The organism is Hyphomonas neptunium ATCC 15444 (genome assembly GCF_000013025.1).
Classification (GTDB): domain Bacteria; phylum Pseudomonadota; class Alphaproteobacteria; order Caulobacterales; family Hyphomonadaceae; genus Hyphomonas; species Hyphomonas neptunia.
In genome coordinates this window covers 3,449,622-3,476,106 of sequence record NC_008358.1, presented here as the reverse complement: position 1 = coordinate 3,476,106, position 26,485 = coordinate 3,449,622, and the positions used below count along the sequence as shown (strand labels likewise).

The window sequence follows — 26,485 nt, the reverse complement described above, 5'->3', positions numbered from 1 at the left end:
ATTACTTGCGCTCGTCGACTTCTTCGAAGTCGGCGTCGACGACGTCGTCATTGCCGGACTGAGGGGCGTCTTCGCCTTCGCCGGCGTCGGCGCCCTGGGCGGCGTAGATGGCTTCGCCGAGTTTCATCGCGGCGTTCATCAGGGCCTGATGCTTGGCGGCGATGTCGGCGGCGTTGTCGCCGGCAGCGGCCTCTTTCAGGTCAGCGATGGCTTTCTCGATATCGCCTTTGATGGCGTCAGTGACTTTGGCGCCGTGTTCGATCAGCTGCTTCTCGGTCTGATGGATCAGGGCTTCGGCGTGGTTTTTCGCTTCGACGAGTTCGCGGCGGGCCTTGTCCGTGCTGGCGTTGGACTCAGCGTCAGCCATCATGTTCTTGATGTCGGCTTCGGAGAGGCCGCCATCTGCCTGGATGGTGATCTGCTGTTCCTTGCCGGTGGCCTTGTCCTTGGCCGAGACCGAGACGATGCCGTTGGCGTCGATGTCAAAGGTGACTTCGATCTGTGGCAGGCCGCGCGGGGCCGGGGCAATGCCTTCGAGGTTGAACTGGCCGAGCTGTTTGTTGTCGCTCGCCATTTCGCGCTCGCCCTGGGCGACCTTGATGGTGACCGCAGGCTGGTTGTCTTCGGCCGTCGAGAAGACCTGGGACTTCTTCGTCGGGATCGTCGTGTTGCGTTCGATCAGACGGGTGAAGATGCCGCCAAGGGTTTCGATGCCGAGCGAGAGCGGGGTCACGTCGAGCAGGACCACGTCTTTCACGTCGCCTTGCAGCACGCCGCCCTGGATTGCCGCGCCGATGGCGACGACTTCATCCGGGTTCACACCTTTATGCGGCTCGCGGTTGAAGAACTTCTTCACCGCTTCCTGAACGGCCGGCATGCGCGTCATGCCGCCAACGAGAACGACTTCGTCGATCTGGGCCGGGGTCTTGCCAGCGTCCTTGAGGGCCTTCTGGCAGGGATCGATCGTGCGCTTGACGAGGTCTTCGACCAGGCTTTCGAACTTGGCGCGCGTCAGCTTGATGTTGAGGTGTTTCGGGCCTGTGGCGTCTGCCGTGATGAAGGGGAGGTTCACTTCATACTGGGTGGCCGAAGAGAGCTCTTTCTTGGCTTTCTCGGCTTCTTCCTTCAGGCGCTGGAGGGCCAGCTTGTCGCCTTTCAGGTCGATGCCCTGTTCCTTCTTGAACTCGGAAGCCAGGAAGTCGACGACGCGCAGGTCGAAGTCTTCACCGCCGAGGAAGGTGTCGCCATTGGTGGAGAGCACTTCGAAGACGCCGTCGCCGATTTCGAGCAGCGAGACGTCGAACGTGCCGCCGCCAAGGTCGTAAACCGCGATGGTCTTGTTGCCGCCTTTGTCGAGGCCATAGGCAAGGGCGGCCGCCGTCGGCTCGTTGATGATGCGGAGCACTTCAAGGCCGGCGATGCGGCCAGCATCTTTCGTGGCCTGGCGCTGGGCGTCGTTGAAGTAGGCCGGGACGGTGATGACCGCCTGTGTGACCTTCGAGCCGAGATAGGCTTCGGCGGTCTCTTTCATCTTCGTCAGGATGAAGGCCGAGATTTCCTGGGGAGAGTAATCCTTGTCGCGGCCTTTGACCCAGGCGTCGCCATTGGGGGCCTTGACGATGCTGAAGGGGCTCATGGCCTTGTCCTTCTGCGCGGTCGGATCATCAAAGGTGCGCCCGATGAGGCGTTTGATGGCGTAGAAGGTGAAGTCCGGATTGGTCACGCCCTGACGGCGGGCGGGCTGGCCGATCAGGCGGTCGCCGTTTTCGGTGAAGGCCACAACTGAAGGGGTGGTGCGGGCGCCTTCGGCGTTTTCGATAACCTTCGCCTGGCCGCCTTCCATAACTGCCACGCAGGAGTTGGTGGTGCCAAGGTCGATGCCGATGATCTTGCTCATGTAAGTCTCTCTCTTTCGTCAGCCGCCACTGGCTTCGTTTTGGTTTCGGTCTGCTCAGCAGCCCCGCGCCGCCAGATGGCTCTTGTACAAGGGTTCATTCTTGAGCTGCGAGTTGGGTTTTAAATACCGCTCGCCTCTTTGGCCCTCGATATGGGGAACTGTGGGGCAGGCTCAAGAGGCCATGACAGATTTGCCCCATAGGCGCCCTCTATGACGCGGGCAACCGCTATCTATTTGAAAATCATTCTCAAGTGGCGCATCTATACGGCCATGAGAATGAGGTTTCCCCCCATGCCCCGCCGCGCCCTGAAGACATTGACCTACAGCGTGATGCATTTTGCCGTCGCGATTACCGTTGCCTTTGCCCTGACGCGCAGCTGGCAGGCGGCGCTGGCCATCGGCATGATTGAGCCGCTGGTGCAGACGGTTGCCTATACCGTGCATGAGCGGGTGTGGGAGCGGCTGGGGATCGCGCCCAGGGGCGCCCTGCTGCCTGTGTCGGCTGAAACACCCGACGGGGTGGGGCCTGTGCAGCCCGCCTGAGCCTGAGGCGTGAGACTGTACCTTCCAGCGACGGCAAGGGTGGCCTGCCCGTGATTGCTGGGGCAGGGTCTTGCCGGAACCGTCTGGGAGGACTTCATGCGCCCGATTGCGACTGCTGCCGCGCTGGTGGCCCTTGCCGTTACCCTGCCGGCCTGTAGCGGGGACGATACGCCCGCCGATGCCCCCGATGCTGTGGAGACGGCCCGTGTCAAGGATGCGGCGGCCGAGCCGGCAACGGCGGCGTCGAGCGCGCCGGGCCTGGAGCAGCTGTGGATGGCCACCGGGTTTGATGCGCCCGAAGGGGCCGCGCTGGGGCCGGAGGGCAGCTATTTCATTTCCAATATTTCCGGGGATGCCGTGGCCAGGGATGGGAACGGGTTCATTTCCAAGGTGGCGGCCGATGGCACGGTGCTGATGATGCGCTGGGCCGAGGGGCTGGACGCGCCCAAGGGCATGGTGGTGCACGGCGACACGCTGTACGTGGCCGACATCGGACAGATCGTGACATTTGACGCCCATAACGGGACAAAGCTGGACACGATCGTCATCGAGGGCGCCGAGTTCCTGAACGACATGACCGTCTGGCAGGATGCGGTGCTGGTTTCCGATTCCGGGACGGGCAGCATTCACCGGCTGACTGCCGAGGGGCCGCAACTGCTGGCCGCGTCAGAGGGCTGGGGCGGGATCAACGGGCTGCTGGGCGATGGCGACCGGCTGCTGATCTCGACCATGGGGCAGGGCCTGCTGATCGAGTGGCGCGGCGAGGGCGCTGAAAGGGTGCTGGCACGCGGCATGATCGAGGCTGACGGGATCGGGCTGGTGCCGGGCGGGGGGTATCTCGTCTCCAGCTGGCCGGGGGAGATCCACTATGTCAGCGAGGACGGCCAGGTGACGACGCTGCAGGACACCAAGGCGGATGGCATCCTGCAGAACGACCTGTCGGTGTTTGGCGATGTGGTGATCGTGCCCAACTGGGTGCCGGGCACCGTCACGGCATGGCGGGTGGTGCGGGACTGAGCCCGCACCTTTGCCAGATCAGTTAGCCGGGCCGGTGCTGACGGCGACCATGGCGGCGCGCAGGGTGCGGTCCCCGATCTTCCAGCCGGGCTGGAACAGCTGGGCGATGGTGCCGCTGGGCTGGGGGGACGGGATCTGGGCGACGGCCTGATGGACGTTGGGATCAAACACCGCGCCGGGCTCGGCCGGTACGGGTACGACGCCGTGGCGGGAGAGGGCGGTGTTGAGTTCCTTGGCGGTCATCTCGATGCCGCCGAGGAGGTTTTTGCCGGCATCGGTGAGGTTTTCACGCTCGCTATCGGGCAGGGCGTCGAGGGCGCGGGAGAGGTTGTCGGAGACGCTGAGCAGGTCTGCGGCGAACTTTTCGATGGCATAGATGCGGGCCTCGCTGACCTGACGGTCGGCGCGCTTGCGGGTATTGTCGAGGTCAGCCAGCAGGCGCAGGATCTGGCCGTTCATGTCGGCTTTTTCCGCTTCCAGCCTGATAATCAGCTCCTCAACGGTCAGTTCCGTCTCGGGCTGGGCCTCAGGGGCTACGCCGGCGTCGAGTTCAGCGGCCTCACCCGGTTTGTTTTCGTCGCTCATCACTTCCCATCCTTTCCGCGCCGGTGTGAGAGGATGTCCCCCACGACCTTGGCGGTATAATCGACCATCGGAATGACCCTGGCGTAGTTGAGCCGGGTTGGCCCGATCACGCCCAGCGCCCCGATCACTTGTTTCGTGCCGCCCATATAGGGTGCCACAATCACACTTGAACCAGAGAGCGGAAAAAGCCTGTTTTCCGACCCGATGAACAAGCGCACGCCGCCCGCTTCGCGCGTTGTGTCGAGAATTTCAAGCAGGCTTTGCTGGCGTTCCAGCTCATTGAACAATTGCCGCACCCGGTCGAGATCCTGGGCGGCCTTGGCGTCTTCCAGCAGATTGGCGCGTCCGCGCACGATCAGGCTGCGGCCCCGGCCGGGCGCGTCGCCGCCCCAATCGGCAAGGCCGGCCTCAACAAGGGCCGTGGTGGCCGCATCCAGCATGGCGCGGCGCTCCTGCAACTCGGCGCGCACTTCGGCGGAGGCCTCGGCCAGCGTCCGGCCCTTGAGGCGGGTGGAGAGGTAGTTGCCCGCTTCAATCAGGGAGGTGGCGGGCAGGCCGTCGGGCACCTTCAGGATGCGGTTTTCAACGTCGCCGTCTTCGGTGACGAGAACGCAGAGGGCGTCGCCCCCTGCCAGGGGCACAAATTCGACATGGCGCACGGCGGCGTCACGCGCCGGGGAGGCGACGAGGCCGGCCCCGCCGGCGAGGCCGGAGAGGATGTCGGACGCCTCGCCCAGGACCGCTTCGATCTCGGTGCCGGCCGCGGCGAGGCGGTCGTCGATCTGTCGCTTGTCTTCCCGCGAGGGGTCGCCGTATTCCAGAAAGCCGTCGACGAAGAGGCGCAGGCCCTTATGGGTGGGGGCGCGGCCGGCCGAGATGTGCGGCGCGTCCAGCAGGCCAAGCTCTGTCAGGTCGGCCATCACATTGCGGATGGAGGCCGGGGAGAGGGCAATGCCCGCCTTTGACAGCGTGCGCGAGCCGACCGGCTCTCCGGTGGCCAGATAGCCCTCGACGATTTCCCGGAAGATGTTCCGGGAGCGCTGGTCGAGGCGCTGCATCAGGCTCAGGATTTCTGAATTGTCCGCCATGTTACTGGATTAAGGGCGGTACATCCCCGGCACAATAGGCATGGGCTAGTTCAACCCCTCGATCTGGCCCTGGCGGTTGAGGTGGATGTGCTCGGCGGCGGGGCGGCGGGGGAGGCCGGGCATCGTCATGATGTCGCCGCAGATGGCGACCACGAAGCCGGCCCCGGCCGCGAGGCGTACTTCGCGCAGGCGCACGACATGGCCTTCGGGCGCGCCCAGCAGGGCCGGATCGGTGGAGAAGCTGTACTGGGTCTTGGCCATGCAGACGGGCAGGTGGCCGAAGCCCGCCTTCTCCCAGGCGGCGAGCTGGTTGCGGACGGCGCGGGTGGTTTCCACCCTTCCGGCCCGGTAGATCGACTTGGCGACCGTCTCGATCTTTTCCAGCAGCGGCATGTCATCGGGATAAAGGGGTTTGAAGTCTGCCTCTCCCTTTTCGATGAGCGCGGTGACGCCGCGGGCGAGGTCTTCGGTGCCTTTGCCCCCTTCTGCCCAATGGGTGCAGAGGGAGACGGGCACGCCGAGCTTTTCGCAATAGGCCTGAAGGGCGTGGACTTCACCTTCGGTGTCGGTGGTGAAGCGGTTGATGGCGACGATGACCGGCAGGCCGAAGCTGCGCAGGTTCCCGATATGGCGCCCGAGATTTTCAAGGCCGCTTTCCAGCGCCTCATAGCTGACCTTGCCCAGATCATTCTTGCCGAGGCCGCCATGCATCTTCAGGGCCCGGATGGTTGCGACCAGAACGACGGCGTCGGGCGCAAGGCCGGCCTGGCGGCATTTGATGTTGAGGAATTTCTCGGCGCCAAGGTCTGCGCCAAAACCTGCTTCGGTGACGACATAGTCTGCCATCTTCAGGGCCGCGCTTGTGGCCATGACCGAGTTGCAGCCATGGGCGATGTTGGCGAAGGGGCCGCCATGCACCAGGCAGGGATTGTTTTCCAGCGTCTGTACAAGGTTTGGCAGCATGGCATCGCGCAGCAGGGCCATCATTGCGCCGGTGGCCTTGATGTCTGCGGCGGTGACGGCTTCCTTCTCGCTTGTGTAGCCGACGATGATGCGGGCGAGGCGGGCCTCGAGATCTTCAGCGTCCGTGGCGAGGCAGAGAATGGCCATGACTTCGGAGGCGACGGTGATGTCAAAGCCGGTCTCCGAAGGGCTGCCATTGCCGGGGCCGCCGAGGCCGGAAACAATATTCCTCAGGCTACGGTCGTTCATGTCCATCACGCGGCGCCAGCTGGTGCGCACGGCTTCAAGCTTTGGCTCGCCGCCCCAATGGATGTGATTGTCGATCATGGTGGAGAGGAGATTGTGCGCCGAGGTGATGGCGTGGAAGTCGCCGGTGAAATGCAGGTTGATGTCTTCCATCGGCACGATCTGGGCAAGGCCGCCGCCTGTAGCGCCGCCCTTCATGCCGAAGCAGGGGCCCAGCGAAGGCTCGCGCAGGCAGAGGAGGGTGTTTGCGCCGATGCGGTTCATAGCGTCGGCGAGGCCGATAGAGGTGGTGGTCTTGCCTTCGCCCGCAGGGGTCGGGTTGATGGCGGTGACGAGGATCAGCTTGCCGGTGGCATTGTGGGCGAGGCCAGCCAGATGGGCGGCCGAGATCTTGGCCTTGTCGTGGCCGTAGGGGATCAGGTTTTCAGGGCTCACGCCCGCCCTGGCGGCGACCTCCTGGATCGGCTTTTTCTTTGCGCCCCGCGCAATCTCGATGTCACTGGCCATATTCGGTACTTTCCTTTCGCGCGCAGCCTTGGTGTAGACAGGCGCCGCAAAACCCGCAAATCAGGCCTTCAGCTAGAAGGATTCCCCCGGATGCCAAATCTTGTTCGCCCCACGGGCCGCGCTTTTGACGAGCTGCGCCCGATTTCGCTCGAAACCAGCGTGACCCGCTATGCTGAAGGCTCGTGCCTGGCCAAGTTTGGCCATACGCATGTGCTGTGCACGGCGAGCTGGGAAAAGGGCGTGCCCGGCTGGCTGAAGGGCAAGGGCGAGGGCTGGGTGACGGGCGAATATGGCATGCTGCCGCGCGCGACGCACACGCGCGGGCGCCGGGAAGCGGCGGCAGGCAAACAGTCTGGCCGGACGCAGGAAATCCAGCGCCTGATCGGGCGCTCGCTGCGCTCGGTCGTCGACTTGAAAGCGCTGGGCGAGAACACGATCACCATCGACTGTGATGTGATCCAGGCCGATGGCGGCACGCGCACCGCCTCGATCACCGGCGGCTTTGTCGCTCTCGCCATGGCCTGCCGCTATCTGCAGACCGAAGGCGTGATCAAGGCGAGCCCGATCCAGAAACAGGCCGCCGCGATCTCCGTGGGCCTGTTCCAGAACCATCCGGTGCTGGACGTGGACTATCCTGAAGATTCCGAAGGCGAAGCCGACATGAATGTCGTGATGAGCTCGGATGGCGGGTTCATCGAGGTGCAGGGCACGGGCGAGTCGCGGCCGATGAGCCGGACAGAGCTCGACGAGATGATGCGACTGGCCGAGAAGGGCTGCAACGAGCTGTTTGCGGCGCAGCGGGCGGCGATCGGCTGATCAGTAGAGTGCGGTGAGCTGGTTAGCCGTCAGGGCAAACAGCGTTGCGATCGTCAGGTTACAGAGGGTTCCCAGCAGGTAGTAGGACGGGTTCTGCTGGATCTTGTCGCTGCGGACGAATTGTTTGACGCCGATGATGATTGCGAGCGCGCTGAACTGCTGCGCGCTGACCAGAATGAAGATCAGGAGCGTTTCGCAAAGGCCAATCCAGAAGCCGGTTGATCCCAGATCGAAGACGCGGCCTTTTGTGCTTTCGGGCAGGGCGCCGTCCCCGGTCGCAGGCGCATCGCCCGATTTGAGCTTCGGAATGCCGAGGCGGATAATGAGCGTTGAGAGAATATGCGAAGCAAGTGCCATACCCACGAGAATTGAAATATCAACGGGATTCAATTGATTTCTCCGAAGCAATGGTATTCGGTTGGGTGTAGGTTTTAAGCTGTTCCAGTATCTGTCGCTCCGCTTCGATCACAAGATCTATCTCCGCCCGGCGAACAGCGTCTGAGACAGATTGGGGGTATTTGCCGAGCTGTTCGGCGACGACTTTCTGGGAGAGGCCGTCGGCCAGAAGCGAATACACCTGGAACTGATAGGCCGACATTCTACCGATAAAACCCTGGCACAGATTGGTCAGCAGGCTCAGTTCGCTGTCGCGCGCATCATGGTAGATATGCCACTCGCCAAAGCGGTTTTGCCTCTTCAGGCGGGCTATGGCTGCGTTGGCGAGGGTAAATACTTCTCCGCCGACCTGGCGGATATTGCCACTGCGCGCGCCTATGCGCCCATGAACGGCCGCAAAACGAAAGCTGACCTGTCCGGCGATTTCCCGCCGGATGCTGCGCACGATCTCGAAGGCCGTAGCGGGCGCCTGCACCAGACCGGCAAATTCATCGCCGTAACTGATCTCGAACGGCAGAATGATCTGATCGGAATGGCGGCTATTCAGCTCGGCAAGTTGCGCGTCGATCTGCGCAAGAATTGCGGCGGCTCTTTCCGGCCCGAGGCTGGAAGAATCCTTGATGTCGCACAACAGGAGACAGGCTTGATCGGGAGGCAGCATATATCAATGATAATCCATTGATATTCAATAATCAATGAATTTCCGTTGATTACCTATTCAGCGGCGACCTGGCGTTCGTCTTCTTCGCCCTCGGTGTCGAAGACGAGCAGGTCGCCGGGCTGGCATTTCAGCTCGCGGCAGAGGGCTTCGAGGGTGGAGAAGCGGATCGCCTTGGCCTTGCCGGTCTTCAGGATCGACAGGTTGGCGAGGGTTACGCCCACACGTTCCGAGAGCTCGGTCAGCGACATGCGCCGCTCCAGAAGCACACGGTCGAGGGTCACGCGAATGGTCATGGCCTTCAGTGCTCCTCAGATCGTCATTTTTTCTTCGTCGCGCAGGCGGGTGCCTTCGCGGAAGACTTGGGAAAGGATGAAGAGCGCCGCCACGGAAATCCACAGTATGAGCTGTGTCGACAGTTTGGGCGGTGCATCTCCGACGAGGCTGGGGACGGCGCGCACGACCAGCAGGGTGGCGATGCGGATGACCTCCATCGCGGCGATGGCGATGCCGATGCGGGAGAGGCGGCCGGCATTTTCCGGCACGAAGGGGTCGCCCTCCACCAGGGTGAGCAGGATGCGGCGCATCTGGATGCAGATGAAGATGACGCCCGGCACGATGACGCAGAGGAGGCCGAGCGCGATGACGAAGCTGCCGGGAGAGACGCCGTCTGCCAGCGCCTCGATGCCGGGGAGGGAAGCTTCGCCATTCGACAGGCTGGCGATGAGACCCAGGCTGAGGACGGGGATGCCGATGACGCCGAAGGCGCCGGCAATCCACATTGCGACGGTGACCAGTACGGTCATCGCCTCTGCCATCGAATTGCGGCCTGTCTTTGTCATACCCGGCCTTTTCACCCTGCTTGGTTGATGGTTTATGAAGAGGAACTTTGCCAGTGCGCTGTCCCGTTATTACCGAATAACGATATATGCATTCGCGCATAAAGCAAGAATGGAGCCACATTACTGTGAATAATGCTACGGCTATGCCCCGCCTTGTGCCCGGAAAACTCGTGGCAGCTACACACAACAGAGGCAAGGTGTCCGAACTGAAAGATCTGTTCGCGCCCCATGGTTTTGAGGTTGTTTCTGCCCTTGAGCTTGATCTGGACGAACCTGAAGAAACCGAGGATAGTTTTTCTGGCAACGCCTTGTTGAAGGCGCGGGCGGCTGCCCTGGCGACGGGTCTGCCGGCGCTGTCAGATGATTCGGGGCTGGCGGTGACCGCGCTGGGCGGTCAACCGGGCATCTATTCGGCGCGCTGGGCCGGAGAGCCGCGGGACTTCTACAAGGCGATGGAGAAGGTGGAGGCTGAACTCAAGGCATCGGGCTCGCAGGACCGCTCCGCCAAATTTGTCTGCGCGCTGGCAGTTGTGTGGCCCGATGGGACGCAAGCCGTGTATGAGGGCGAGGTGCACGGAACCCTCGTCTGGCCCCCCAGGGGTGATAAGGGGTTTGGCTATGATCCCGTATTTGTTGCCGAGGGCGAGACGATGACGTTTGGTGAAATGGACCCCGCGCGCAAACACGCGATGAGCCACCGGGCCCGCGCGGTCGAGAAGCTGCGCGCGGCGCTGCTCGCATGACCCAGGTTTTTGCGCCTTTCGGCCCGCATTTCGGCTTCGGCCTGTATATCCATTGGCCCTATTGCACGCGGGTCTGCCCTTATTGCGACTTCAACGTCTACGCCGCCAAGGACCGGGCCACCGATCCGCTGGTGACGGCGATTGCCGATGACATTCGCGTTCACCGCCGCAAGCTGCCCGAGCATGGCGCGCTCGATACGGTATATTTTGGCGGCGGCACGCCCGCCTTGCTGAGGCCAGAGCAGGTGGCTGAAATCCTGAAGGCGGCGTCTGAAACATTCGGCATCAAGGACGGCGCTGAAATAACGCTGGAGGCCAATCCGAACGATGTTCTGAAAGCGGACCTTCTGGCGCTGCGCCGGGCGGGCGTCACGCGCCTGTCCATCGGCGTCCAGTCGATGCGGGATTCGGCGCTGGCATTCCTGGGGCGCGATCATACCGCCGAGGCGGGCGGCGAGGCGGTGAAGCGCGCGCTGAAAGTGTTCGACACGATTTCCATGGACCTGATCTATGCCAGGCCCGGACAATCCCCGGCAAACTGGGAAGCCGAGCTCGCCGATGCGCTGGCGCTCGGCGCGCCGCATCTCTCGCTTTATGAGCTGACCTTCGAGCCGGCAACGGCGTTTGGTAAGGCAGCCCAGCGCGGCGAGATTGTTCCGATGCCGGATGATGCGCAGGCCGATCTTTATGAGCTGACCCAGCAGATGACGCGCGATGCCGGCATGCCTGCCTATGAAGTGTCCAATCACGCGGCCTCGCCCGCGCATCAATCACGCCACAATCTGATCTACTGGCGGGGTGGCGACTGGATCGGCGCGGGGCCTGGCGCGCATGGCCGCGTTTCGGTTGCGGGCAACCGGTATGCCACCGAGGCCGAGCGGCGCCCGGAAGGCTATATGGCCGGCATGCAGATGTTGCAGGAGGGCTGGGCCGACGCGGCAAAGCTGCCCCCGCTCGACATTGCGCGGGAGATCCTGGCGATGGGCCTGCGCGCCGCAGAGGGCGTGGACCTGCGCCGGGTGGAGATTGTCAGCGGCAAAAAGGTCTCGCGGGAGAAGATTGGCGTTTTCACCGAGCAGGGCTGGGTGAAACTTCAGGGGTCGGAGCTTTCGTTGACGGAGAGCGGGCGGCTGCTGGCCGACGCGCTGACGTCTCAATTGGCGCCCTGAGCTGCCTCAGGCGCGCGGATGGGCGGCGGCGTGGACTTCGCGCAGGCGCGAGGAGTCAATGCCGGTATAGACCTGCGTGGTCGAAAGCGAAGCGTGGCCGAGCAGGGTCTGAATGGCGCGCAGGTCTGCGCCATTTGCCAGAAGATGGGTGGCGAAGGCATGGCGCAGGGCGTGGGGCGTGGCGGTGTCCGGCAGGCCGAGATAGGCGCGCATTCGCTGCATGAGCCCCTGGATGAGGCGCGGATTGAGAGCTCCGCCCTTGGCGCCCCGGAAGAGGGGCTTGTCCCGTGTCAGCGCCCAGGGACAGATATCCGCATACACATGAATGGCGTCGCGCACCGCCGGGATCAGCGGCACGATGCGCACCTTGCCGCCTTTGCCTTTGATGCGCAGGCGCTCGGGCGCGGGCACGTCAGCGCCTGTCAGGCTGAGCGCTTCGGAAATACGTAGTCCGCCGCCATAGAGCAGGGACAGCACGGCCGCGTCCCGCGCGCCGATCCACGGTTCCTGATCGGGCTCGTTTTCGGCTTCCGAGATCAGGTCTTTGGCAGCGTCGATGGACACCGGGCGGGGCAGGCGCTGCGGGCGCCGGGGGCCTTGCAGGTAGCCGACTTCGGCATTGCCGACGCCGTGGGCACGGTCGAGCCAGCGATAGAGCGCCTTGATGGAAGAGAGGATGCGGGCGACGGTTGCATCCGACAGCCCCTCACGCCGGCGCTCGGCGAGATAGGCGCGGATGTCGCGGGCGCGTACGTCTGCCAGCAGGGCGGGCGACGGCTCCGCGCCCATATGCACGCGCAGAAAGGCGAGGAAGAAAGAGAGGTCGCTGCCATAGGCCTCAACCGTCTTGGTCGCCATGCGACGCTCACGGGTGAGATAATCAAGAAAGGCGGGCAGGACATCCATCGCGCCAGCCTGCCACGGGCCCGTTAAGGAGGGCTGAAGGGGCGTTAGGCTTCGCGCGAGAGGAGGTCTTCAAGGGCTGAAAGGAAGCGCGGCCAGCCCGCCTGCGCGCCGCCGAAATAGCGCGGCTGGTTCTTGCGGAAGCCCGTCTGCTCCATGCGCAGGAGGGTTCCGGCCGGTAGGGGCGTGAGGGTCCAGGTGACGACCGTATCGAGTTCACCATCGCCCCAGCTATAGGAAAGCGTGCGCGCTTCCTCGAGGGCAAGTAGCTCGCAGTCGACCGCCCCCCAATCGGCACGGAAGCTGAAGCTGTGGCCGATCCGGGACTGGAAGTCTGTCTTCATCAGCCATTCCTCGATCAGGTGCGGCTGGGTCAGTGCGCGCCAGACCTTTTCCGGCGGATGGGAGAGTTCCCGTTCGAGCGTGATGGAAAGCGTATCGGTCATTTTTTCTTTTTTCCCGTGTTGAGGGATGCCGCAGCGCGGATAAGCGTCTTGAACGCGGCAGCGTTGAGACTGTCACCTGCCATGAGGTCGATCGCGCGGCGCATATTGCCATCGAGGCTGGCATTGAAGAGGCGGGTGGGATCTTCGAGCGTTGCGCCTTTGGCAAAGGTCAGCTTCACTTTGTCCTTGTACGTTTCTCCGGTGCAGAGAATGCCGTGCTTTTCCCAAACGGGAACACCGCGCCATTTCCATGTCTCTTCCACATCGGGCACAGCTTCATGAATCAGGGCGCGGATATGCGACAGCGTCTCTGCGCGCCAGTCACCCAGTTCCCGGATCCGGGTGTCGATAAGTTCAGCGGCAGATAGTTCTGCCTTGTCTTTCTTGGGGGCGGTCAAAGCTTTTCTCCCGGCAGGGCGCTGGCCTGTCTCACCCATTCTGTGAACTGATCTTCATCGAGCTGGCCTTCATGAATATCCAGGTAGCGCACACCGGCCTGTTTGGAGGTGCCGGGCGGGACGGGATCGAGAGACGTGCCGCGAAAGAAGGTAACCTTGATGTATCTGGTGAAGCAGTGAAAGCTCAGGAACCAGACGCCCTGTTCAACGCCGTAAAAGGGGGTGTTCCATTTGACGGCCTTCTGAACGCCTGGAATGGCCGCCTCGATGAGGGCGTCGAGCCGTATGCCGACATCTTTCTTCCAGCCGGGCATTGCGGCGATGTAGGCCTGCACAGGTTCGTTGCCGTATCCCTTGGCAATCTGCGGATTGCCGCCGGAGAGGAGAACGGGCTCAGAAGCTTTGGAGGATTTTCCGGGCATGGGAGATCACGTCTTTTCCAGGGGGCGCCTGCGCGAAAGATAAGGCAGCGCGAACAGGTAGAGGCCGGTGAGGACCAGCAGGAGCAGCGGCAGGAGAGGGAGCATGTAAACCCATTCTGCCGGCTGGTTGCCCAGGCCAAGCGCGAGGAATATGGCGGCCGATACAAGCGTGAAGGCGATCGACACCCAGCGGTGGCCCTGACGGACCCATTTGTTCCAGTTCATTGATCCATCCTGTTCAAGAGGGTTTCGAGCGCGTCGATCCGGCCCTCCCAGAAGCCGGTCATTTCCGCGGTCCAGTCAGAGAGCGGCGTCAGCGCGCGGGGCAGCGCGCTGTAATGGGTCTGGCGGCCGTCCTGTCGGTGGCCCACAAGGCCGGCGCGCCTGAGTACGGCGAGGTGTTTGGAGACGGCCGGCTGGGAAATGCCTGCATCGGCCGTCAGCACGTGAACGGACTGTTCGCCGTTCCGGCACAGCTGTTCGAAGATTGCCCGGCGGGTCGGGTCAGCCAATGCGCGGAAGAGGTCGCCATGTGCAGATGTCATGGCGGAAACATAACTGGCGGGTTATGGATGTGTCAACAACCCATAACCGGATGGTTATGGTTCAGTGCCTTCCCAGTCGATGACCCATTGGATTTCGTCTTCCTCGAACACGGTTTCTTCCGAGACGGTCTGTCCGCGGACGGAGTGGCCGAGTTCGTGGATGCGCTCGCGGTCACCGCAGACAAGGTGGTGCCATTGGGGGAGGGGTTTGCCTTCATCGATCAGGCGATAGGCGCAGGTGCGGGGCAGCCAATCGACCTGCTCGACGATGACGGGGGTGAGCTGCACACAGTCGGGCACATGCTGGCGCCGGTTTGCATAGTCCGAGCACTGGCAGGTGGCGCCGTCCAGCAGCTTGCAGTGGAGGCGGGTATAGGCCAGCGCCCCGGTGTCTTCGTCTTCGAGCTTCACGACGCAGCATTTGCCACAGCCATCGCAGAGGCTTTCCCACTCTTCGGGGGTCATCTCTTCCAGGGTCTTGGACTGCCAGAAGGGGCGGGTCATGCCATCAGGCTTTCAGCGCCGCCCATTCGGGCGTCTTGTCGATCACGCCGCTGGCATACCAGCAGGATGAGGTGACCTTTTCGCCGTCGGCCTTGATGTCGTTAAGGATCGCGTCAACGAGGCGTTTGCCGAGCCCGCGCCCGCCGATGGCGTCGGGCACAATCGTGTGGGTGATGTGGCGCACACCCGGCTGGCGGCGCTCATAGGTGAGGTAGCCCTCGACACCGTCGACGATCAGGCTGTAGCGCTGGCGCGCGGTATCGTGAGTGATGGTGTGGCTCATGCGAAAATGTCCGTCTGTCTGGTTGCCAGCTGTTTACGGACCCAGCCGGGCAGGAGGAAGAAGGCAATACCAGTCAGCCACACCGGCGTGAGCACGAGGCCCGCGCCGATGAAGGCGCCGATGGCGTAAACGGCGCTGCTGGTGTCGGCGGCGCTTTCTGCCATGGCCCCGAAGACGGCCACGACCGTAGCGAGCAGGCCGGCGAGTATCCAGATGACGCCCAGTATTCTCAGAAGTATGCCCATCCATCTGCCTCCTGCGATGCCATGATCAGGCGAGAACGTCCTGCCATTCAGTGTGTTTCTCGATCTGCGCCTTGGCGAAGGGGCAGAGGGGGATGATCTTGATGCCGGCGGCGCGGGCGTCTTCCACCGCGCGCTGGACCATGGCCTGGCCGGCGCCCTTGCCGCGCAGCGCGTCGGGCACGCCGGTATGGTCAATGATGATGCGGGTGGTTCCGGCTTTGGAATAGGTCATCTCGGCGGTGTGGCCGTCGATCGTGACGAGGTAGCGGCCGCCGGTCGGCCCGTCTTCGCGTTTTACATCCAGGTCGCTCATCTGCGGGGCTCCTTCAGGGGTTTAAATCCGGAAGGTGGGGCAGGGGGCAGAAAAGCGCAATGCCCGGTCTGGTCCCTTATCCGGTTGCTGGCCCGATTGCTGGCCCGGTTTGCATTTTTGCGTGGCCGGGCTAGGGCAGGGCGCATGACACGGCTGCTGACTCATCCGGACATTGCGTGGCGGGAGGATGGTACGCCTTTCGCCACCGCGTTTGGTGACGTGTATTTCTCCGCGCAGGATGGGCTGGCTGAGACGCGGGCGGTATTTTTCAAAGGCTGCGGGCTGCCTGAAGCCTGGGCCGGGCGGGCGCAGTTCACCGTGGCCGAGACCGGCTTTGGGACGGGGCTGAATTTCCTGGCGCTGTGGCAGCTTTGGCGCGAACACCGGCCCCATCCGGCGGCGCGGCTCAGCTTTGTCAGTTTTGAGGGCTATCCCCTGAGGGCGGAGGACGCGGCGCGCGCCTTTGCGGCCTGGCCGGAACTTTCCCCTCTGGCTGACCAGCTGCTGGCGCGGTGGCCGGGGCCGGTCCGGGGCGTACGGCATCTCGCCTTTGAAGCAGACGGGATCGAGCTGATCCTGCATCTGGGGGATATTGCGCAGACATTGCCCGCGAGCGGCTTTCGCGCCGATGCCTGGTTTCTGGACGGGTTCAGCCCGGCGAAGAATGCCGGGATGTGGGCAGGCGATATTTTCCCGCTCATTGCAGCCCGGTCTGCGCCCGGCGCGCGGGCGGCGACGTTTACCGTGGCCGGTGATGTGCGCCGGGGACTGGCAGAGGCAGGATTTGAGGTGCGCAAGGCCGAAGGCCATGGCCGCAAGCGCCAGCGACTGGAGGCGGTTTATCCGGATGCGGATGAGCCCGTGATCCCGCTTCCGCGCCGTGTGGCGATCCTCGGGGCCGGAATAGCGGGAGCAACAATCGCGTCCGGGCTGAAACTGGCGGGCATGGAGGCCGTGGTGTTCGATCCCGCGCCTGAACCTGCGCGCGGGGCGAGCGGCAATGCGCTGGCGTTGATGATGCCGCGCCTGGACGCAGGCGATACCGCCGAAGCGCGCCTGCTGATCGATGCCTATCTGGCCGCGCGGGACTTTTATCTGGGGCGTCCCGGCGCGGAGCTGACTGATGTGCGCCAGATGCCGCGCAATGAGACCGAAGAGAAACGGTTCGGTAAGCTGCTCGCCGATCCACCCTTTCCGCTGGAGGACCTCGAAGCTCTTTCCGGCGGCGGCATTCTGCACAAGCGTGCCCTGATCCTCCGACCCCGGCAGATGGTTCTGTCGCTGCTGGACGGGGTTGAGGTGCGCGCTGGCGCGATGCCGGATGTGGACCTTGGGGCGCGCAGCGTAAACGGTGAGGTATTTGATGCCATCGTGCTGGCGAGCGGCATGGGTATGGGTCAGCTCCTGCCCGCGCTGGAGCTGGCAGGGCGTCAGGGGCAGGTGGAGCATCTTTCCGGCGCCGTGCAGGCCCCGCCCTCGGCGCTGGCATCGGGCACGTATGCGATTGCTCTGGGAAATGAGCGCCTCTGGGGCGCCACCTTCGAGCCGGCTGGCGAGGGCGTAAGCGCCGCTGTCAGTGAGGCGGCGCGCGCGGAAAATCTTGAAGGCGTTGAGGCGCTTTCGCCCTGGTGGGTGCGGGAGGCGCAGGGCGGCGCGGCCGTGTCGCGCGCTTCGGTGCGGGCGACAACGCCGGACAGGCTGCCCCTGATCGGCGCAGCGCCGGACGCGGGTGCCATAGCGGCGCTGTGGGACGGAAAGGCGGAGCGGGCGTCGTCGCCCGTCCTGCCGGGGGTCTATGTTGCGGGAGGCTTTGGCAGCCGGGGCTTTACATGGGCGCCCTGGGCTGCTGCGATCATTGCTGCCAAGCTCTGTAATGGCCCGCCGCCGGCTGATCTGAATTCCCTGAGGGCTGTTGACCCTGCACGGCAGATCCTCCGGCGTCTGAGGAAGACCGGCAGGCTTTAGGGCGCCTGCACGAAAAAGACGCGCACCCCGCCATTTTCATGACGTTCCAGGCTCATGGAAACGCCCGCAAGTTCGAGGGATGCGTTGCCGGCAACCGTGCTGAGTGTGACGGTGACGGCGAGAATGGCGACGGCAAGTCCGCCGAGTAGCCAGTTATTGTGCACGATATTCCCCTGTTTCATCGTTCCGGTCCTTGGACGGAGTAGGTGTGGTTGGGCCGAGTGGCCGGTTAGTTGCCTTTTTCAAGGTCGCGGAATTCCTGGCGAAGGCGCCATTCATCCGAAGTCACTGTGCGTTCGATATTCTTCAGGCGCTCGTCGAGATCCATAAAGGTGTACTTGATGGTGCCGAAGGTCGCGCGGGGGCGGTCCTGCACGCCGCGCCAGAAGGCGTCTTCGTCCGGGCTCATCGAGCCGTAGCCGATGGGCGCGCGCGGCGTGATCATCCAGATCACGATGTAGATGATGGGGGCCATCGGCCCCATGAAGAAGAGAGTTGCCAGAACCGTCAGGATGCGGACGAGAACGGGTTCCCAGCCAAATCTTTCAGCGATGCCGCCGCAGACGCCGGCAATGACCTTGTCCTGACGGGAGCGGTAAAAGCGTTTCGGGTTCTGGGAGGCGTAAGGGTCGTTGGGGCGGGACATTTCCTGTCTCCTTAATCGTCAAGGTGGGTGCGGTGTGGGCGCGGCGGCTGGCGATGGGCCTGTGCGTCGCGGGCTTCGAGCAGGGATTCGAGGGTTTCGATCCGGCGCTCCATAGCCTTGGCGGAGCGCCAGAGGTCTTCCAGCATCCGCTCGTCGTCGGGCTGCAGGGTCTTCTGGCGCCGCCAGAGCGTGATGTAGTGAAACACCATGCCCGGCAGCACCACGAAGAGGGCGATGATGGCAATCAGCGGGATGAGGGCCTCGTCCATGATTACTCATCGCCTCCGGCAGCGGCCCGTTCTTCACGCATCTGGGCGATGAGCCCAGGTGTGCAGATCAGCGTCAGAAAGCCGAAAAGGCAGATCAGCGAAAAAACCATCTATCAGCCCTCCGACTTCTTGGCCGGTGCCTTGCCTTTGCGGGCTTTCAGAGCGGCGAGTTCCTTCTCGATCGACTCGTTCTGCTCCAGCTCGGCGAACTCCTGCTCCAGGCTCGGCTCGCGGCCCCGGATGGTGTCGGCATAGGCTTCCATCTCATCGACCTTGCGTTCCAGGTTGGCGTAGCGGGCAATCGCCTCATCGGCGCGGCCGTCATACATCTGGGTGCGCATGCGGATACGCTGCTCGGCGGCTTCCCGGCGCATCACGAGGGCGCGGTGCTTGGCCTTGGCTTCGTCGAGCTTGGCCTGGAGTTTCGTCAGGTCTTCCTGGCGGCGCTCGAAGGCTTCCTCGGCGATCTTCATCGCCGTGTGGCGGCGCTCGATTTCCGTATCGCATTTCTGCTTGGCGATCAGGGCGCCGCGGGCGAGGTCTTCCCGGCCCTTGTCGATGGCCAGCTCGGCCTTGGCGGCCCAGTCATCGCGGGTGGACGTGAAGTGAGCGATTTCGCGCTCCATTTCCTTCTTGTCGGCCATCGCGCGGGCAGCGGCAGTGCGCACTTCCACCAGCGTGTCTTCCATTTCCTGGATGATCAGGCGGGCAATTTTTTCGGGGTTTTCGGCGCCATCCAGCATCGCATTGAGGTTGGAGTTGATGATGTCACCGAGACGGGAGAAGAGACCCATGGGTAAATCCTTTCGTTACTGGAGATCAGAAGAAGAGGCCGCCGAGGAGCACGCCTGCGGCGAAGAACATCCACGTCTCCGCACGGCGCGAGGCGAGCCAGCGGCCGAAGCGGCCGGCGTCCGAGCGGGATGTGTAGGGATCGTCCTGGTAGCTCATTTCTGTTTCGTCCTTGGTTTGGTTGATTGGCAACGCCCGTCGCCCTGATGCCAACTCCATTTCAAGAGGCGTGCCAGTTCGAAATTAATTTAATACTGCCTTGATTTTAAATGATAAAAATGTTTCCGGCGCGCTGGCGTTAGGAAATTAAAGGTCAAATATCCAATCTACTTAGTGGATTTGACCAATGAAATTGGCTAAACAAACCATATGGAGCCGCGCACAACGCAACTGATCGGGGAATCGGCCGCCTGGCTGAGCGCGCTCGAGCAGGCCAGCCGGGTCGCGCCGCTGGACCGGTCGGTGCTGGTGATCGGGGAGCGCGGCACCGGCAAGGAGCTGGTCGGTGAGCGGCTGCACTTCCTGTCAAAACGCTGGGAAGGCCCGTTCATCAAGGTGAACTGCGCGGCGCTGTCCGAGACGCTGCTGGATTCCGAACTGTTCGGCCATGAGCGCGGCGCGTTTACCGGCGCCACCGACATGCGGCGGGGCCGTTTCGAGATGGCCGACGGGGGCACGATCTTCCTCGACGAGATCGCGACGGCCTCCCAGCAGGTGCAGGAAAAGCTGCTGAGGATCGTGGAATACGGGGAATTTCAACGGGTTGGCGGCTCCAAGGTGCTCTCGACCAATGTGCGGATCGTGGCGGCGACCAATGCCGATCTGCCGGCGCTGGCGGAGGCGGGGGCGTTCCGCTGGGATCTGCTGGACCGGTTGTCATTCGACGTGATCACGCTGCCCCCGCTACGGGCCCGGCAGGGGGACAAGACGCTGCTGGCGCAGTTCTTTGCGCGGCGTATGGCGGTTGAAATGGCTCAGGATTTTCCGGGATTTGCGCCCTCTGCGCTGGAGGCCATCGAGGCCTGGCACTGGCCGGGAAACATCCGGGAGCTGCGCAATTTTGCCGAGCGGCTGACCCATCGGGCGCTGATCTCTGCGCCGTTTGAGCAGGTGCGGTTTGAGACGTCCGCGCTTGATCCGTTCGCCTCGCCCTGGCGGCCGAAAAACGCCCCGAAAAGCTCCCCAAAAAACTCCAACGAAACCTCCAACGAGGCAGGCAAAAACTCCAACGGCGTTGGCGTTTTTCTGGGCGCGTCGAGCCCTTCCAGCGCCGCCGAGCTTCAACCCGCCGAGCGGCCCCAAAGCCCGGCGCGCGGCTTTGAAGACGCGGTGCGTCTTTTCGAAATGCAACTGATCGATGGCGCGCTGGCCGATGCCGGAGGCCATCAGGGCAGGGCGGCCGACGCCCTCGGCCTGACCTATCACCAGCTGCGCGGCCTGCTGAAAAAGCATGGATATGCCAAGCGGGCGGACTGAATCTGGGCTCAGAAATGGCCGATCAAAGGTTGGCGGTGGGCGATCCTGCCGTTACCATTCGCCGGTGGCCATTTCGGGGGGAAGCCGATGATGAATGCCTGGCTCGCAGGCGACGGGGCGCAGTTGCGCAGCTGGCTGGTCGCGCGGACGCCGGATGTGCTGCACGGCATGATCGAGACCTTGCCGCTGTGGGCGGCGGCGATCCTGGGCATACTCGTCTTCATTGCGGGCCTCTGGGCGGTGATCCAGATTTTCCAGGGCGCTGTCTCGTTCCTCCAGTTTCTCTGGGGGCTGGCGACCCGGCCGTTCACGACGGCGCGGGAAACCTTTGTACCTTCGGAAAAGGCGCGGAAAACGGAGGTCGACGCGCTGCAGGGCAAGGTTGCCGCGCAGGACGGGCTGTTGGCCGAGCAGCACTCGCTTCTTGCGCAGATGAAGGCTCAGCTTGACCGGATGGAAGCGGCGCAGGTGGCCGCCGGGGCGGCACCTCTTGGCACGGATGAGCGCGCCCGCCGCGACCGGGCCATAGAGGGCATTGCCGCCGAAGGGCCGCGGGCCGGGGGCGCCGCTGCTCACAAGATTGCCGAAGGCGACATCGCCGGCGCCATCGAGACACTGGAGCAGGACGCGCGGGCGGACGCGGTCGCGGCGGCTGAGAAATGGCGCCGCATTGGCGCGCTGGTTCTGGGTGTTGATACGGCCAAGGCGAGAGCGGCTTATGAGGAAGCGTTCCGTCTGCAGCCGGATGATTTCTGGACCTGTATCGAACTGGCGCGGTTGCGCCGGGAAGCCGGAGACCTCTCCGGGGCTCGGCTCGCGGCGGAAGCAGCTGAAAAGGTGGCCGGAAACGACAGAGAAAATATGATTGCAGCGAATGACGCTGGCGACATCTGTCAAGAGGCGGGCGATCTGGAGGCGGCACGCCTCCGATATGAGGCAGCGCATCAAATCAGTCAGAAGCTAGCCCATGAAAATCCGCTATCGGTCGGCGCACAGCGTGATCTGGCGGTCAGCTACACCAGGCTGGCGGAATTGAGCATTGAGGCGGGCGATCTGGGAACGGCGCTGAAACACTATCAGGCAAGCCATGACTTGTTTGAATGGCGCGTTAAATCTGATCAAAATTCAAAAGAAGCATTGCAGGACCTGTCGGTCAGTTTCAGCAAGATTGCCGGGGTTCTGGAGGCGGCAGGAGATCTTTCTGGCGCAAGGGAGCGGTTTCAATCCGGTCTCGCGCTTGCCCGGCAGCTCGCAGAAGCTGCCCCAAATTCCCATGTGGCGCAGCGAGATTTGATGATCAGTCATCTGCAGATCAGCGACATTGAACGAGTAATGGGTGACCTTGATGCGGCGCGCGTGCATTCTGATGCGGCGTATCCTATGGCGCAGCGGCTGGTAGAGGCCAATCCCGGATCAGCGTCCGCGCACCGGGACCTGTTCATCTGTCAGATGCAGCTGGGCAAACTACAGGAGGCTGCAGGCGATCTGGACGGCGCGCGTCTCAGTTTTGAGGCGGCACGAGAATCCGGTGAACGATTGGCAGCGAGCAATCCCGGCTCTGCACAGGCGCGCCAAGACCTTGCGGCCTGTTTCGAACGACTCGGAGACCTGTTGCATCGTGCGGGGGACCTAGCTGGTGCCCGCTTGCGGTATGAGGAAGCGATCGATCTTGTGGCAGGCATTGCCGCTGCCAATCCTTCGTCGATTTCGGCACAGCGACATTTGTGGGTCTGTCAGAATAAGTATGGGGACCTGCAGCGCGAGGCTGGAGACTTGGCCGCTGCGCAAGCTCTTTACAGCGCCGGGCTCGAAGTCGTTGAGCGGGCGGCGGCGGCAAATCCGAAATCCGCTTCGCTTCATGAGTATCTCTGCCTCAGCCTCGGCAAGGTTGGAGATTTGATGCGAGAAACAGGCGACCTTTCTGGTGCGCGAGGGCTTTTCCGGGCACGATTGTCGGTAAGGGAGCGGTTGGCTGCGCATTCCCGCCAATCAATTCCCGCGCACTGGCATCTCTTTGTGGCCCTCGATCAGCTGTCAGAAATGGAAGTAGAGCTTGGGGACCGCACCGAGGCCATTGAGCTGCGCCGGCGCAGTTTGCAGCTGGCCGAAGTGCTCGCCGGAGGTGAGCCGCCACATCCGCAATTCCAGCGCGCTGAGCAACGCGCACGTGATCGTCTGGCTGAGCTAGAATCTCAGGCCAACTGACAGTGAATACCACAAACGTGCGGAGGGATTATCCATCGGGTTTTGTGCGCCAGGCGGGACAAGTCAAGCTCTTCCGGATTACTGCGTATGGTGAGCGCCTGCGGCACGAACACATTAGATTTCAGACAGATGCGGCGGCTCGTCACGGAAGGGAGTCGCCACTGGCAGGTTCCTGATGCATACTTATCTCTAGGATAGCTCTTAGGTCACACGCAAAGGAGACGCCCATGCAGATTCAGATCACCGGCCGGCATATGGAATTGGGTGAGGCGCTGCGAGGGCGGATCGAAGAGGGGCTGGAAGCGGCCGTATCCAAATATTTCAGCCGGACGGGCGACGCCAACGTGTTCGTGTCCCAGCAGGGGCCGTTCGTGGAGGTCGATTGCAATGTTCACCTGCCATCGGGGATTGTGCTGCAATCATCGGGCAAGGCGAATGATCCCTATGCCGCGCTGGAAGTCAGCCTCGAAAAAATGGAAAAGCGGGTGCGCCGCTACAAGCGCCGCCTGAAGGATCACCACACCAACGGCCAGGCCGCGCTGCCCGCCGAGGTGGCGGCCGAAATCCTGATTCAATCCAGAGATGACGAAGCCGAAGATTCGGTCGATACGGGAATGGAGATCGGGGACGCTCCCCTGACAGTTGCTGAAACACAGGTTCAGATCCGCACGATGAGCGTTTCTGAGGCAGTTATGCAGCTGGAATTGCAGGATGTCCCGGCACTCATGTTCAGAAATGCTAGCCATGACGGCCTGAATATGGTCTACCGCCGCCCCGATGGGCATATTGGTTGGGTCGACCCCGCCAACACGCCCCGGAATTAACGCGACGCGCCACGGAAAGTTGTTTGATGGCCACCGATTTGAGTGCTCTGCTGCAAGGCGGAGTGATCATCCCCTTTCACGAGGCGACGAGCCGTAAGCAGGCTATCCATGTCCTGTGCGAAGCGCTCAGCGAGGCGACGGGGATTGGCGCGCGCGCGATTGAAGACGCCGTGATGGAGCGTGAGCGCCTTGGCTCCACCGGTGTGGGCGAGGGCGTTGCCATTCCCCATGCCCGGCTTTCCGGTCTCACGGCGCCGGTTGGCGGTTTCCTGCGGCTCGCCCAGGGCGTCGACTTCGAGGCGATCGATGACCGGCCCTGCGACCTGATCTTCATGCTGCTGGCGCCCGATGGCGCAGGGGCCGACCATCTGCGCGCGCTGGCGCAGGTCAGCCGGTTTTTCCGCCAGGCCGCCGTGCGCGACGGCCTGCGCAAGGCGCGCAATGAAAATGAGATCAAGTCGCTGATCTGCAAGGACCCGGTCGTCGGGGGCTGATCTGGCCTGAAACCATCCTGCGCCACAAAAAAACCCCGCCTCCAGGAGGCGGGGTTTTTGTTTGGGAGCTGAACGGATCAGCCTTCGGCAGGGGAGGGCTCGGCAAAGCCGCGATTGCGCAGCAGCGGCTCGATGCCCGGATCAGACCCGCGGAAATTGCGGTAGAGTTCATCGGTCTCCCGCAGGCCGCCGGATTCGAACACCCATTGTTTCAGCTTCGCAGCGACTTCCGGATTGAAGATGTCGCCGGATTGTTTGAAGGCGTCAAAGCCATCCGCATCCAGAATTTCTGCCCAGAGGTATGAGTAGTAGCCGGCCGCGTAGCCGCCCGCGAAGATGTGGGAGAAATAGGTCGAGCGATACCGTGGCTCGATGATTTCCGGGATGTTGTATTGGGCGAGTACGGATTTTTCAAACTCGCGGGCATCGGTGATCTCGGCGGCTTCTTCCGAAGACAGCATGTGCCAGTGAAGGTCGATCAGCGAGGCAGCGATGTACTCGGTCGTCTTGAAGCCCTGATTGAAGGTCGAGGCCTTGTTCATCTTGTCGACCAGTTCCTGAGGAATGATCTCGCCGGTTTCATGGTGGCGGGCATACATCGCCAGCACCTGAGGCTCGGTCACCCAGTGTTCCATGATCTGGGAGGGCAGCTCGACATAGTCCGGGCCGCCATAGACGCCCGAGAAGCTCGGATAGCGGATCTGAGTGAGCAGGCCGTGCAGGCCGTGGCCGAATTCGTGGAACAGAGTTTCCACTTCAGTCGGCGAGAGCAGGGCCGGCTGGCCCGCTGCGGGCGGAACCAGGTTCATGTTGTTGGTGATGATCGGGCGGATGGTGTTGCCATCCATATCCGAAGAAGAGCGGTAGGTGCTCATCCAGGCGCCGCCGCGCTTGGTGTCGCGGGCGAAATTGTCGATCATCAGCAGGCCGAGATGTTCGCCGCTTTCGGAATCCTTCACGTCATAGGATTTGACAGCCGGGTTCCACGCCTCGACGGGCACTTCTTCCAGGGTGATGTTGAAGAGGCGCGAGGCAACTTCAAACGCGCCGTCGGTGGACGCGCCCAGTTCGAAATAGGGGCGCAGCTGGTTTTCGTCGAAGGCGTACTTCTCGGCACGGACCTTTTCCGAATAGAACCACCAGTCATGGCCGAGGATCTCGTGTCCGGCGATCGTCTCCATGTCGGCTTCTTCTTCTGCGGCGCGGGCGAGGCCGGGCTCCAGCACTTTGCCTAGGAATTCGAGCGCGGCATCGGGGGTGTGCGCCATGCGCTCCTCGAGCACATAATGCGCGTGGCTGGGATAGCCCATCAGCTCGGCGCGTTTGGCGCGCAGCTGGGCGAGCTTGATGGCAAGCGGGCCGTTATCGAACTCGCCGGAGGAGGCGACAGTGCGATAGCCGTCAAACAGCTGGCTGCGCAGCTCGCGGTCTTCGGCGCTGGCCATGAAGCCTTCGAAGAAGGAGCGGCTGATGCCGACCACCCATTTGTCTTCGCCGTCCACCTTGATGGCGTTCTTGAAGTCATCCGACAGGCCGCCGAGGCGGGCCGGATCGGTGATTTCCAGCTTGAAGGCGTTGGTGGCGTTGAGAAGGTTCTGGCCATAGGTGGTCGTCAGGGCGGAGATTTCGGCGTTCAGCTGGCCGATCTCTGCCTGGACTTCCGGCGCGAGGCTGGCGCCGGCGCGGACGAAATTGCGATGCGTCAGCTCCAGCAGGCGGGCTTCCTGCTCGTCGAGGCCGAGACGGTCGCGTTGGTCGTAAACGGCCTGCACGCGGGCAAAGAGTTCCGGATTGAAGGTCACCGCATCCTGCTCACGTGTGAGCATGGGGTAGATTTCGCCTTCCAGGGCCGTGAGCGCGTCATTGGTATCGGTGTTGGTGATGTTGCCGAACACCAGCATGACCCGCTCCAGCGCCTTGCCGGATTTTTCCAGCGCCAGGATGGTGTTCTCGAAGGTGGGCTCTTCTTCGGTGTTGACGATGGCGTCGATCTCGGCGCGCATCTCGAGGATGCCCTTCTTGACCGCCGGCATGTAGTGCGCGTCGGTGATCTGGGCGAAGGGGGGCGCGCCATAGGCGCCGGTCCATTCGGCGCGGAAGGGGTTTCCTTCCAGCTCGGCGTCGGTGACGGTGATTTCAGGCAGCTCGCTCTGGCTGCTGGCGGCTTCGGCTTCCGGTGTGGTGGTTTCCGGGGCGCCGCAGGCAGCCGTGGCGGCGAGTACGAGAGCGGCAGCGCCGCCCTTCAGGGCATCAGTCATTTTCATCATGCTTCCTCTGGCAATGAA

Annotated in this window: 34 protein-coding genes; 10 read left to right on the top strand and 24 right to left on the bottom strand. The window is 63.0% G+C overall.

Translation table 11 applies throughout. The annotated features are described in order from the left end of the window. Position 1 precedes the first annotated feature (1 nt). On the bottom strand, positions 2-1,897 hold the full coding sequence (gene dnaK / locus HNE_RS16425; protein ID WP_011648289.1) for a molecular chaperone DnaK: 1,896 nt from the start codon (positions 1,895-1,897) through the stop codon (positions 2-4). A gap of 291 nt (positions 1,898-2,188) precedes the next feature. Between dnaK and HNE_RS16420 the strand changes: the two genes are divergently transcribed. After that, positions 2,189-2,440: a DUF2061 domain-containing protein gene (locus HNE_RS16420; RefSeq protein WP_011648288.1), complete on the top strand. Its 252-nt coding sequence runs from the start codon at positions 2,189-2,191 to the stop codon at positions 2,438-2,440. 96 nt (positions 2,441-2,536) lie between these two features. Continuing rightward, the gene (locus HNE_RS18195; RefSeq protein WP_011648287.1) at positions 2,537-3,457 is read left to right on the top strand and encodes a hypothetical protein; all 921 of its coding nucleotides are present in this window, start codon (positions 2,537-2,539) and stop codon (positions 3,455-3,457) included. A gap of 18 nt (positions 3,458-3,475) precedes the next feature. Here the strand turns inward: HNE_RS18195 and HNE_RS16410 are convergent, their stop codons facing one another. The 3 genes from HNE_RS16410 to HNE_RS16400 are packed head-to-tail and all read right to left on the bottom strand — an operon-like array spanning position 3,476 to position 6,846. After that, positions 3,476-4,042, bottom strand: coding sequence for a nucleotide exchange factor GrpE (locus HNE_RS16410; RefSeq protein WP_011648286.1), 567 nt, complete (start codon positions 4,040-4,042; stop codon positions 3,476-3,478). Next, positions 4,042-5,130 carry a heat-inducible transcriptional repressor HrcA gene (gene hrcA / locus HNE_RS16405; RefSeq protein ID WP_011648285.1) on the bottom strand — a complete coding sequence of 363 codons (1,089 nt, stop codon included), beginning with the start codon at positions 5,128-5,130 and terminating at the stop codon, positions 4,042-4,044. Before hrcA ends, HNE_RS16410 begins: the two co-directional genes overlap by 1 nt. A 45-nt stretch (positions 5,131-5,175) precedes the next feature. Beyond that, positions 5,176-6,846, bottom strand: coding sequence for a formate--tetrahydrofolate ligase (locus HNE_RS16400; protein ID WP_011648284.1), 1,671 nt, complete (start codon positions 6,844-6,846; stop codon positions 5,176-5,178). Positions 6,847-6,936: 90 nt separating this feature from the next. Here HNE_RS16400 and rph point away from each other — a divergent pair, with 90 nt between their 5' ends. After that, entirely contained in the window at positions 6,937-7,662 is a 726-nt protein-coding gene (rph, locus tag HNE_RS16395) for a ribonuclease PH (protein WP_011648283.1), read from the top strand. On the opposite strand, the gene HNE_RS16390 is transcribed toward rph, so the two are convergent. The 4 genes from HNE_RS16390 to HNE_RS16375 are packed head-to-tail and all read right to left on the bottom strand — an operon-like array spanning position 7,663 to position 9,558. Further along, complete coding sequence (locus HNE_RS16390; RefSeq protein ID WP_148205918.1) at positions 7,663-8,019, bottom strand: hypothetical protein; 357 nt, start codon at positions 8,017-8,019, stop codon at positions 7,663-7,665. Between the two features lie 19 nt (positions 8,020-8,038). Next, on the bottom strand, positions 8,039-8,719 hold the full coding sequence (locus HNE_RS16385) for a SatD family protein (RefSeq protein WP_011648281.1): 681 nt from the start codon (positions 8,717-8,719) through the stop codon (positions 8,039-8,041). 53 nt (positions 8,720-8,772) lie between these two features. Continuing rightward, positions 8,773-9,012, bottom strand: a complete 240-nt coding sequence (locus HNE_RS16380) for a helix-turn-helix domain-containing protein (protein ID WP_011648280.1) — start codon at positions 9,010-9,012, stop codon at positions 8,773-8,775. A gap of 15 nt (positions 9,013-9,027) precedes the next feature. Beyond that, positions 9,028-9,558, bottom strand: coding sequence for a DUF2975 domain-containing protein (locus HNE_RS16375; protein WP_148205917.1), 531 nt, complete (start codon positions 9,556-9,558; stop codon positions 9,028-9,030). A gap of 143 nt (positions 9,559-9,701) precedes the next feature. Here HNE_RS16375 and rdgB point away from each other — a divergent pair, with 143 nt between their 5' ends. Together rdgB and hemW are read left to right on the top strand one after the other, a co-directional pair. Next, positions 9,702-10,301 (top strand): RdgB/HAM1 family non-canonical purine NTP pyrophosphatase, encoded by a 600-nt coding sequence (gene rdgB, locus HNE_RS16370; protein ID WP_035591994.1) that lies wholly within the window; start codon positions 9,702-9,704, stop codon positions 10,299-10,301. Continuing rightward, entirely contained in the window at positions 10,298-11,470 is a 1,173-nt protein-coding gene (gene hemW / locus HNE_RS16365) for a radical SAM family heme chaperone HemW (RefSeq protein WP_011648277.1), read from the top strand. Before rdgB ends, hemW begins: the two co-directional genes overlap by 4 nt. A 6-nt stretch (positions 11,471-11,476) precedes the next feature. On the opposite strand, the gene HNE_RS16360 is transcribed toward hemW, so the two are convergent. The 10 genes from HNE_RS16360 to HNE_RS16315 are packed head-to-tail and all read right to left on the bottom strand — an operon-like array spanning position 11,477 to position 15,529. Beyond that, a complete protein-coding gene (locus HNE_RS16360; RefSeq protein ID WP_011648276.1) occupies positions 11,477-12,376 on the bottom strand; it encodes a tyrosine recombinase XerC in 900 nt (299 codons plus the stop codon). Between the two features lie 44 nt (positions 12,377-12,420). Beyond that, positions 12,421-12,819 carry an SRPBCC family protein gene (locus tag HNE_RS16355; protein WP_011648275.1) on the bottom strand — a complete coding sequence of 133 codons (399 nt, stop codon included), beginning with the start codon at positions 12,817-12,819 and terminating at the stop codon, positions 12,421-12,423. Next, complete coding sequence (locus tag HNE_RS16350; RefSeq protein ID WP_049755188.1) at positions 12,816-13,256, bottom strand: DUF1801 domain-containing protein; 441 nt, start codon at positions 13,254-13,256, stop codon at positions 12,816-12,818. Before HNE_RS16350 ends, HNE_RS16355 begins: the two co-directional genes overlap by 4 nt. Further along, the gene (locus HNE_RS16345; RefSeq protein WP_011648273.1) at positions 13,214-13,639 is read right to left on the bottom strand and encodes a DUF1801 domain-containing protein; all 426 of its coding nucleotides are present in this window, start codon (positions 13,637-13,639) and stop codon (positions 13,214-13,216) included. Before HNE_RS16345 ends, HNE_RS16350 begins: the two co-directional genes overlap by 43 nt. 6 nt (positions 13,640-13,645) lie before the next feature. After that, positions 13,646-13,864, bottom strand: coding sequence for a hypothetical protein (locus HNE_RS16340; RefSeq protein WP_011648272.1), 219 nt, complete (start codon positions 13,862-13,864; stop codon positions 13,646-13,648). Beyond that, the gene (locus tag HNE_RS16335) at positions 13,861-14,184 is read right to left on the bottom strand and encodes an ArsR/SmtB family transcription factor (RefSeq protein WP_011648271.1); all 324 of its coding nucleotides are present in this window, start codon (positions 14,182-14,184) and stop codon (positions 13,861-13,863) included. Before HNE_RS16335 ends, HNE_RS16340 begins: the two co-directional genes overlap by 4 nt. 54 nt (positions 14,185-14,238) lie before the next feature. Further along, entirely contained in the window at positions 14,239-14,688 is a 450-nt protein-coding gene (locus HNE_RS16330) for a YcgN family cysteine cluster protein (protein ID WP_011648270.1), read from the bottom strand. A 4-nt stretch (positions 14,689-14,692) separates the two neighbouring features. Then, positions 14,693-14,971, bottom strand: coding sequence for a GNAT family N-acetyltransferase (locus tag HNE_RS16325; protein ID WP_011648269.1), 279 nt, complete (start codon positions 14,969-14,971; stop codon positions 14,693-14,695). Continuing rightward, positions 14,968-15,216: a hypothetical protein gene (locus tag HNE_RS16320; protein ID WP_011648268.1), complete on the bottom strand. Its 249-nt coding sequence runs from the start codon at positions 15,214-15,216 to the stop codon at positions 14,968-14,970. Before HNE_RS16320 ends, HNE_RS16325 begins: the two co-directional genes overlap by 4 nt. 25 nt (positions 15,217-15,241) lie before the next feature. Continuing rightward, complete coding sequence (locus tag HNE_RS16315) at positions 15,242-15,529, bottom strand: GNAT family N-acetyltransferase (protein ID WP_011648267.1); 288 nt, start codon at positions 15,527-15,529, stop codon at positions 15,242-15,244. Between the two features lie 144 nt (positions 15,530-15,673). On the opposite strand from HNE_RS16315, the gene HNE_RS16310 reads away from it, so the two are divergent. Then, positions 15,674-17,494 (top strand): bifunctional tRNA (5-methylaminomethyl-2-thiouridine)(34)-methyltransferase MnmD/FAD-dependent 5-carboxymethylaminomethyl-2-thiouridine(34) oxidoreductase MnmC, encoded by a 1,821-nt coding sequence (locus HNE_RS16310; protein ID WP_011648266.1) that lies wholly within the window; start codon positions 15,674-15,676, stop codon positions 17,492-17,494. Here HNE_RS16310 and HNE_RS16305 read toward each other — a convergent pair. The 5 genes from HNE_RS16305 to HNE_RS18785 form a co-directional block, all read right to left on the bottom strand. Beyond that, positions 17,491-17,676, bottom strand: a complete 186-nt coding sequence (locus HNE_RS16305; RefSeq protein ID WP_011648265.1) for a hypothetical protein — start codon at positions 17,674-17,676, stop codon at positions 17,491-17,493. The genes HNE_RS16310 and HNE_RS16305 overlap by 4 nt on opposite strands. A 47-nt stretch (positions 17,677-17,723) precedes the next feature. Next, a complete protein-coding gene (gene pspC / locus HNE_RS16300) occupies positions 17,724-18,140 on the bottom strand; it encodes an envelope stress response membrane protein PspC (RefSeq protein WP_011648264.1) in 417 nt (138 codons plus the stop codon). Positions 18,141-18,151: 11 nt separating this feature from the next. Then, positions 18,152-18,409 carry an envelope stress response membrane protein PspB gene (gene pspB, locus HNE_RS16295; RefSeq protein ID WP_011648263.1) on the bottom strand — a complete coding sequence of 86 codons (258 nt, stop codon included), beginning with the start codon at positions 18,407-18,409 and terminating at the stop codon, positions 18,152-18,154. A gap of 113 nt (positions 18,410-18,522) precedes the next feature. Next, positions 18,523-19,203 (bottom strand): phage shock protein PspA, encoded by a 681-nt coding sequence (gene pspA, locus HNE_RS16290; protein WP_011648262.1) that lies wholly within the window; start codon positions 19,201-19,203, stop codon positions 18,523-18,525. A gap of 25 nt (positions 19,204-19,228) precedes the next feature. After that, entirely contained in the window at positions 19,229-19,393 is a 165-nt protein-coding gene (locus tag HNE_RS18785; protein WP_160162633.1) for a hypothetical protein, read from the bottom strand. 177 nt (positions 19,394-19,570) lie between these two features. Between HNE_RS18785 and pspF the strand changes: the two genes are divergently transcribed. The 4 genes from pspF (at position 19,571) to HNE_RS16270 (ending at position 24,200) form a co-directional block, all read left to right on the top strand. After that, positions 19,571-20,677 carry a phage shock protein operon transcriptional activator gene (pspF, locus tag HNE_RS16285; RefSeq protein WP_011648260.1) on the top strand — a complete coding sequence of 369 codons (1,107 nt, stop codon included), beginning with the start codon at positions 19,571-19,573 and terminating at the stop codon, positions 20,675-20,677. Positions 20,678-20,764: 87 nt separating this feature from the next. Further along, a complete protein-coding gene (locus tag HNE_RS16280) occupies positions 20,765-22,882 on the top strand; it encodes a hypothetical protein (RefSeq protein ID WP_011648259.1) in 2,118 nt (705 codons plus the stop codon). 227 nt (positions 22,883-23,109) lie between these two features. Continuing rightward, positions 23,110-23,706: a ribosome hibernation-promoting factor, HPF/YfiA family gene (gene hpf, locus HNE_RS16275; protein WP_011648258.1), complete on the top strand. Its 597-nt coding sequence runs from the start codon at positions 23,110-23,112 to the stop codon at positions 23,704-23,706. Between the two features lie 26 nt (positions 23,707-23,732). Then, positions 23,733-24,200 carry a PTS sugar transporter subunit IIA gene (locus tag HNE_RS16270; protein ID WP_011648257.1) on the top strand — a complete coding sequence of 156 codons (468 nt, stop codon included), beginning with the start codon at positions 23,733-23,735 and terminating at the stop codon, positions 24,198-24,200. A gap of 77 nt (positions 24,201-24,277) precedes the next feature. Here the strand turns inward: HNE_RS16270 and HNE_RS16265 are convergent, their stop codons facing one another. Beyond that, entirely contained in the window at positions 24,278-26,458 is a 2,181-nt protein-coding gene (locus HNE_RS16265; RefSeq protein ID WP_011648256.1) for a M3 family metallopeptidase, read from the bottom strand. Positions 26,459-26,485 lie beyond the last annotated feature (27 nt).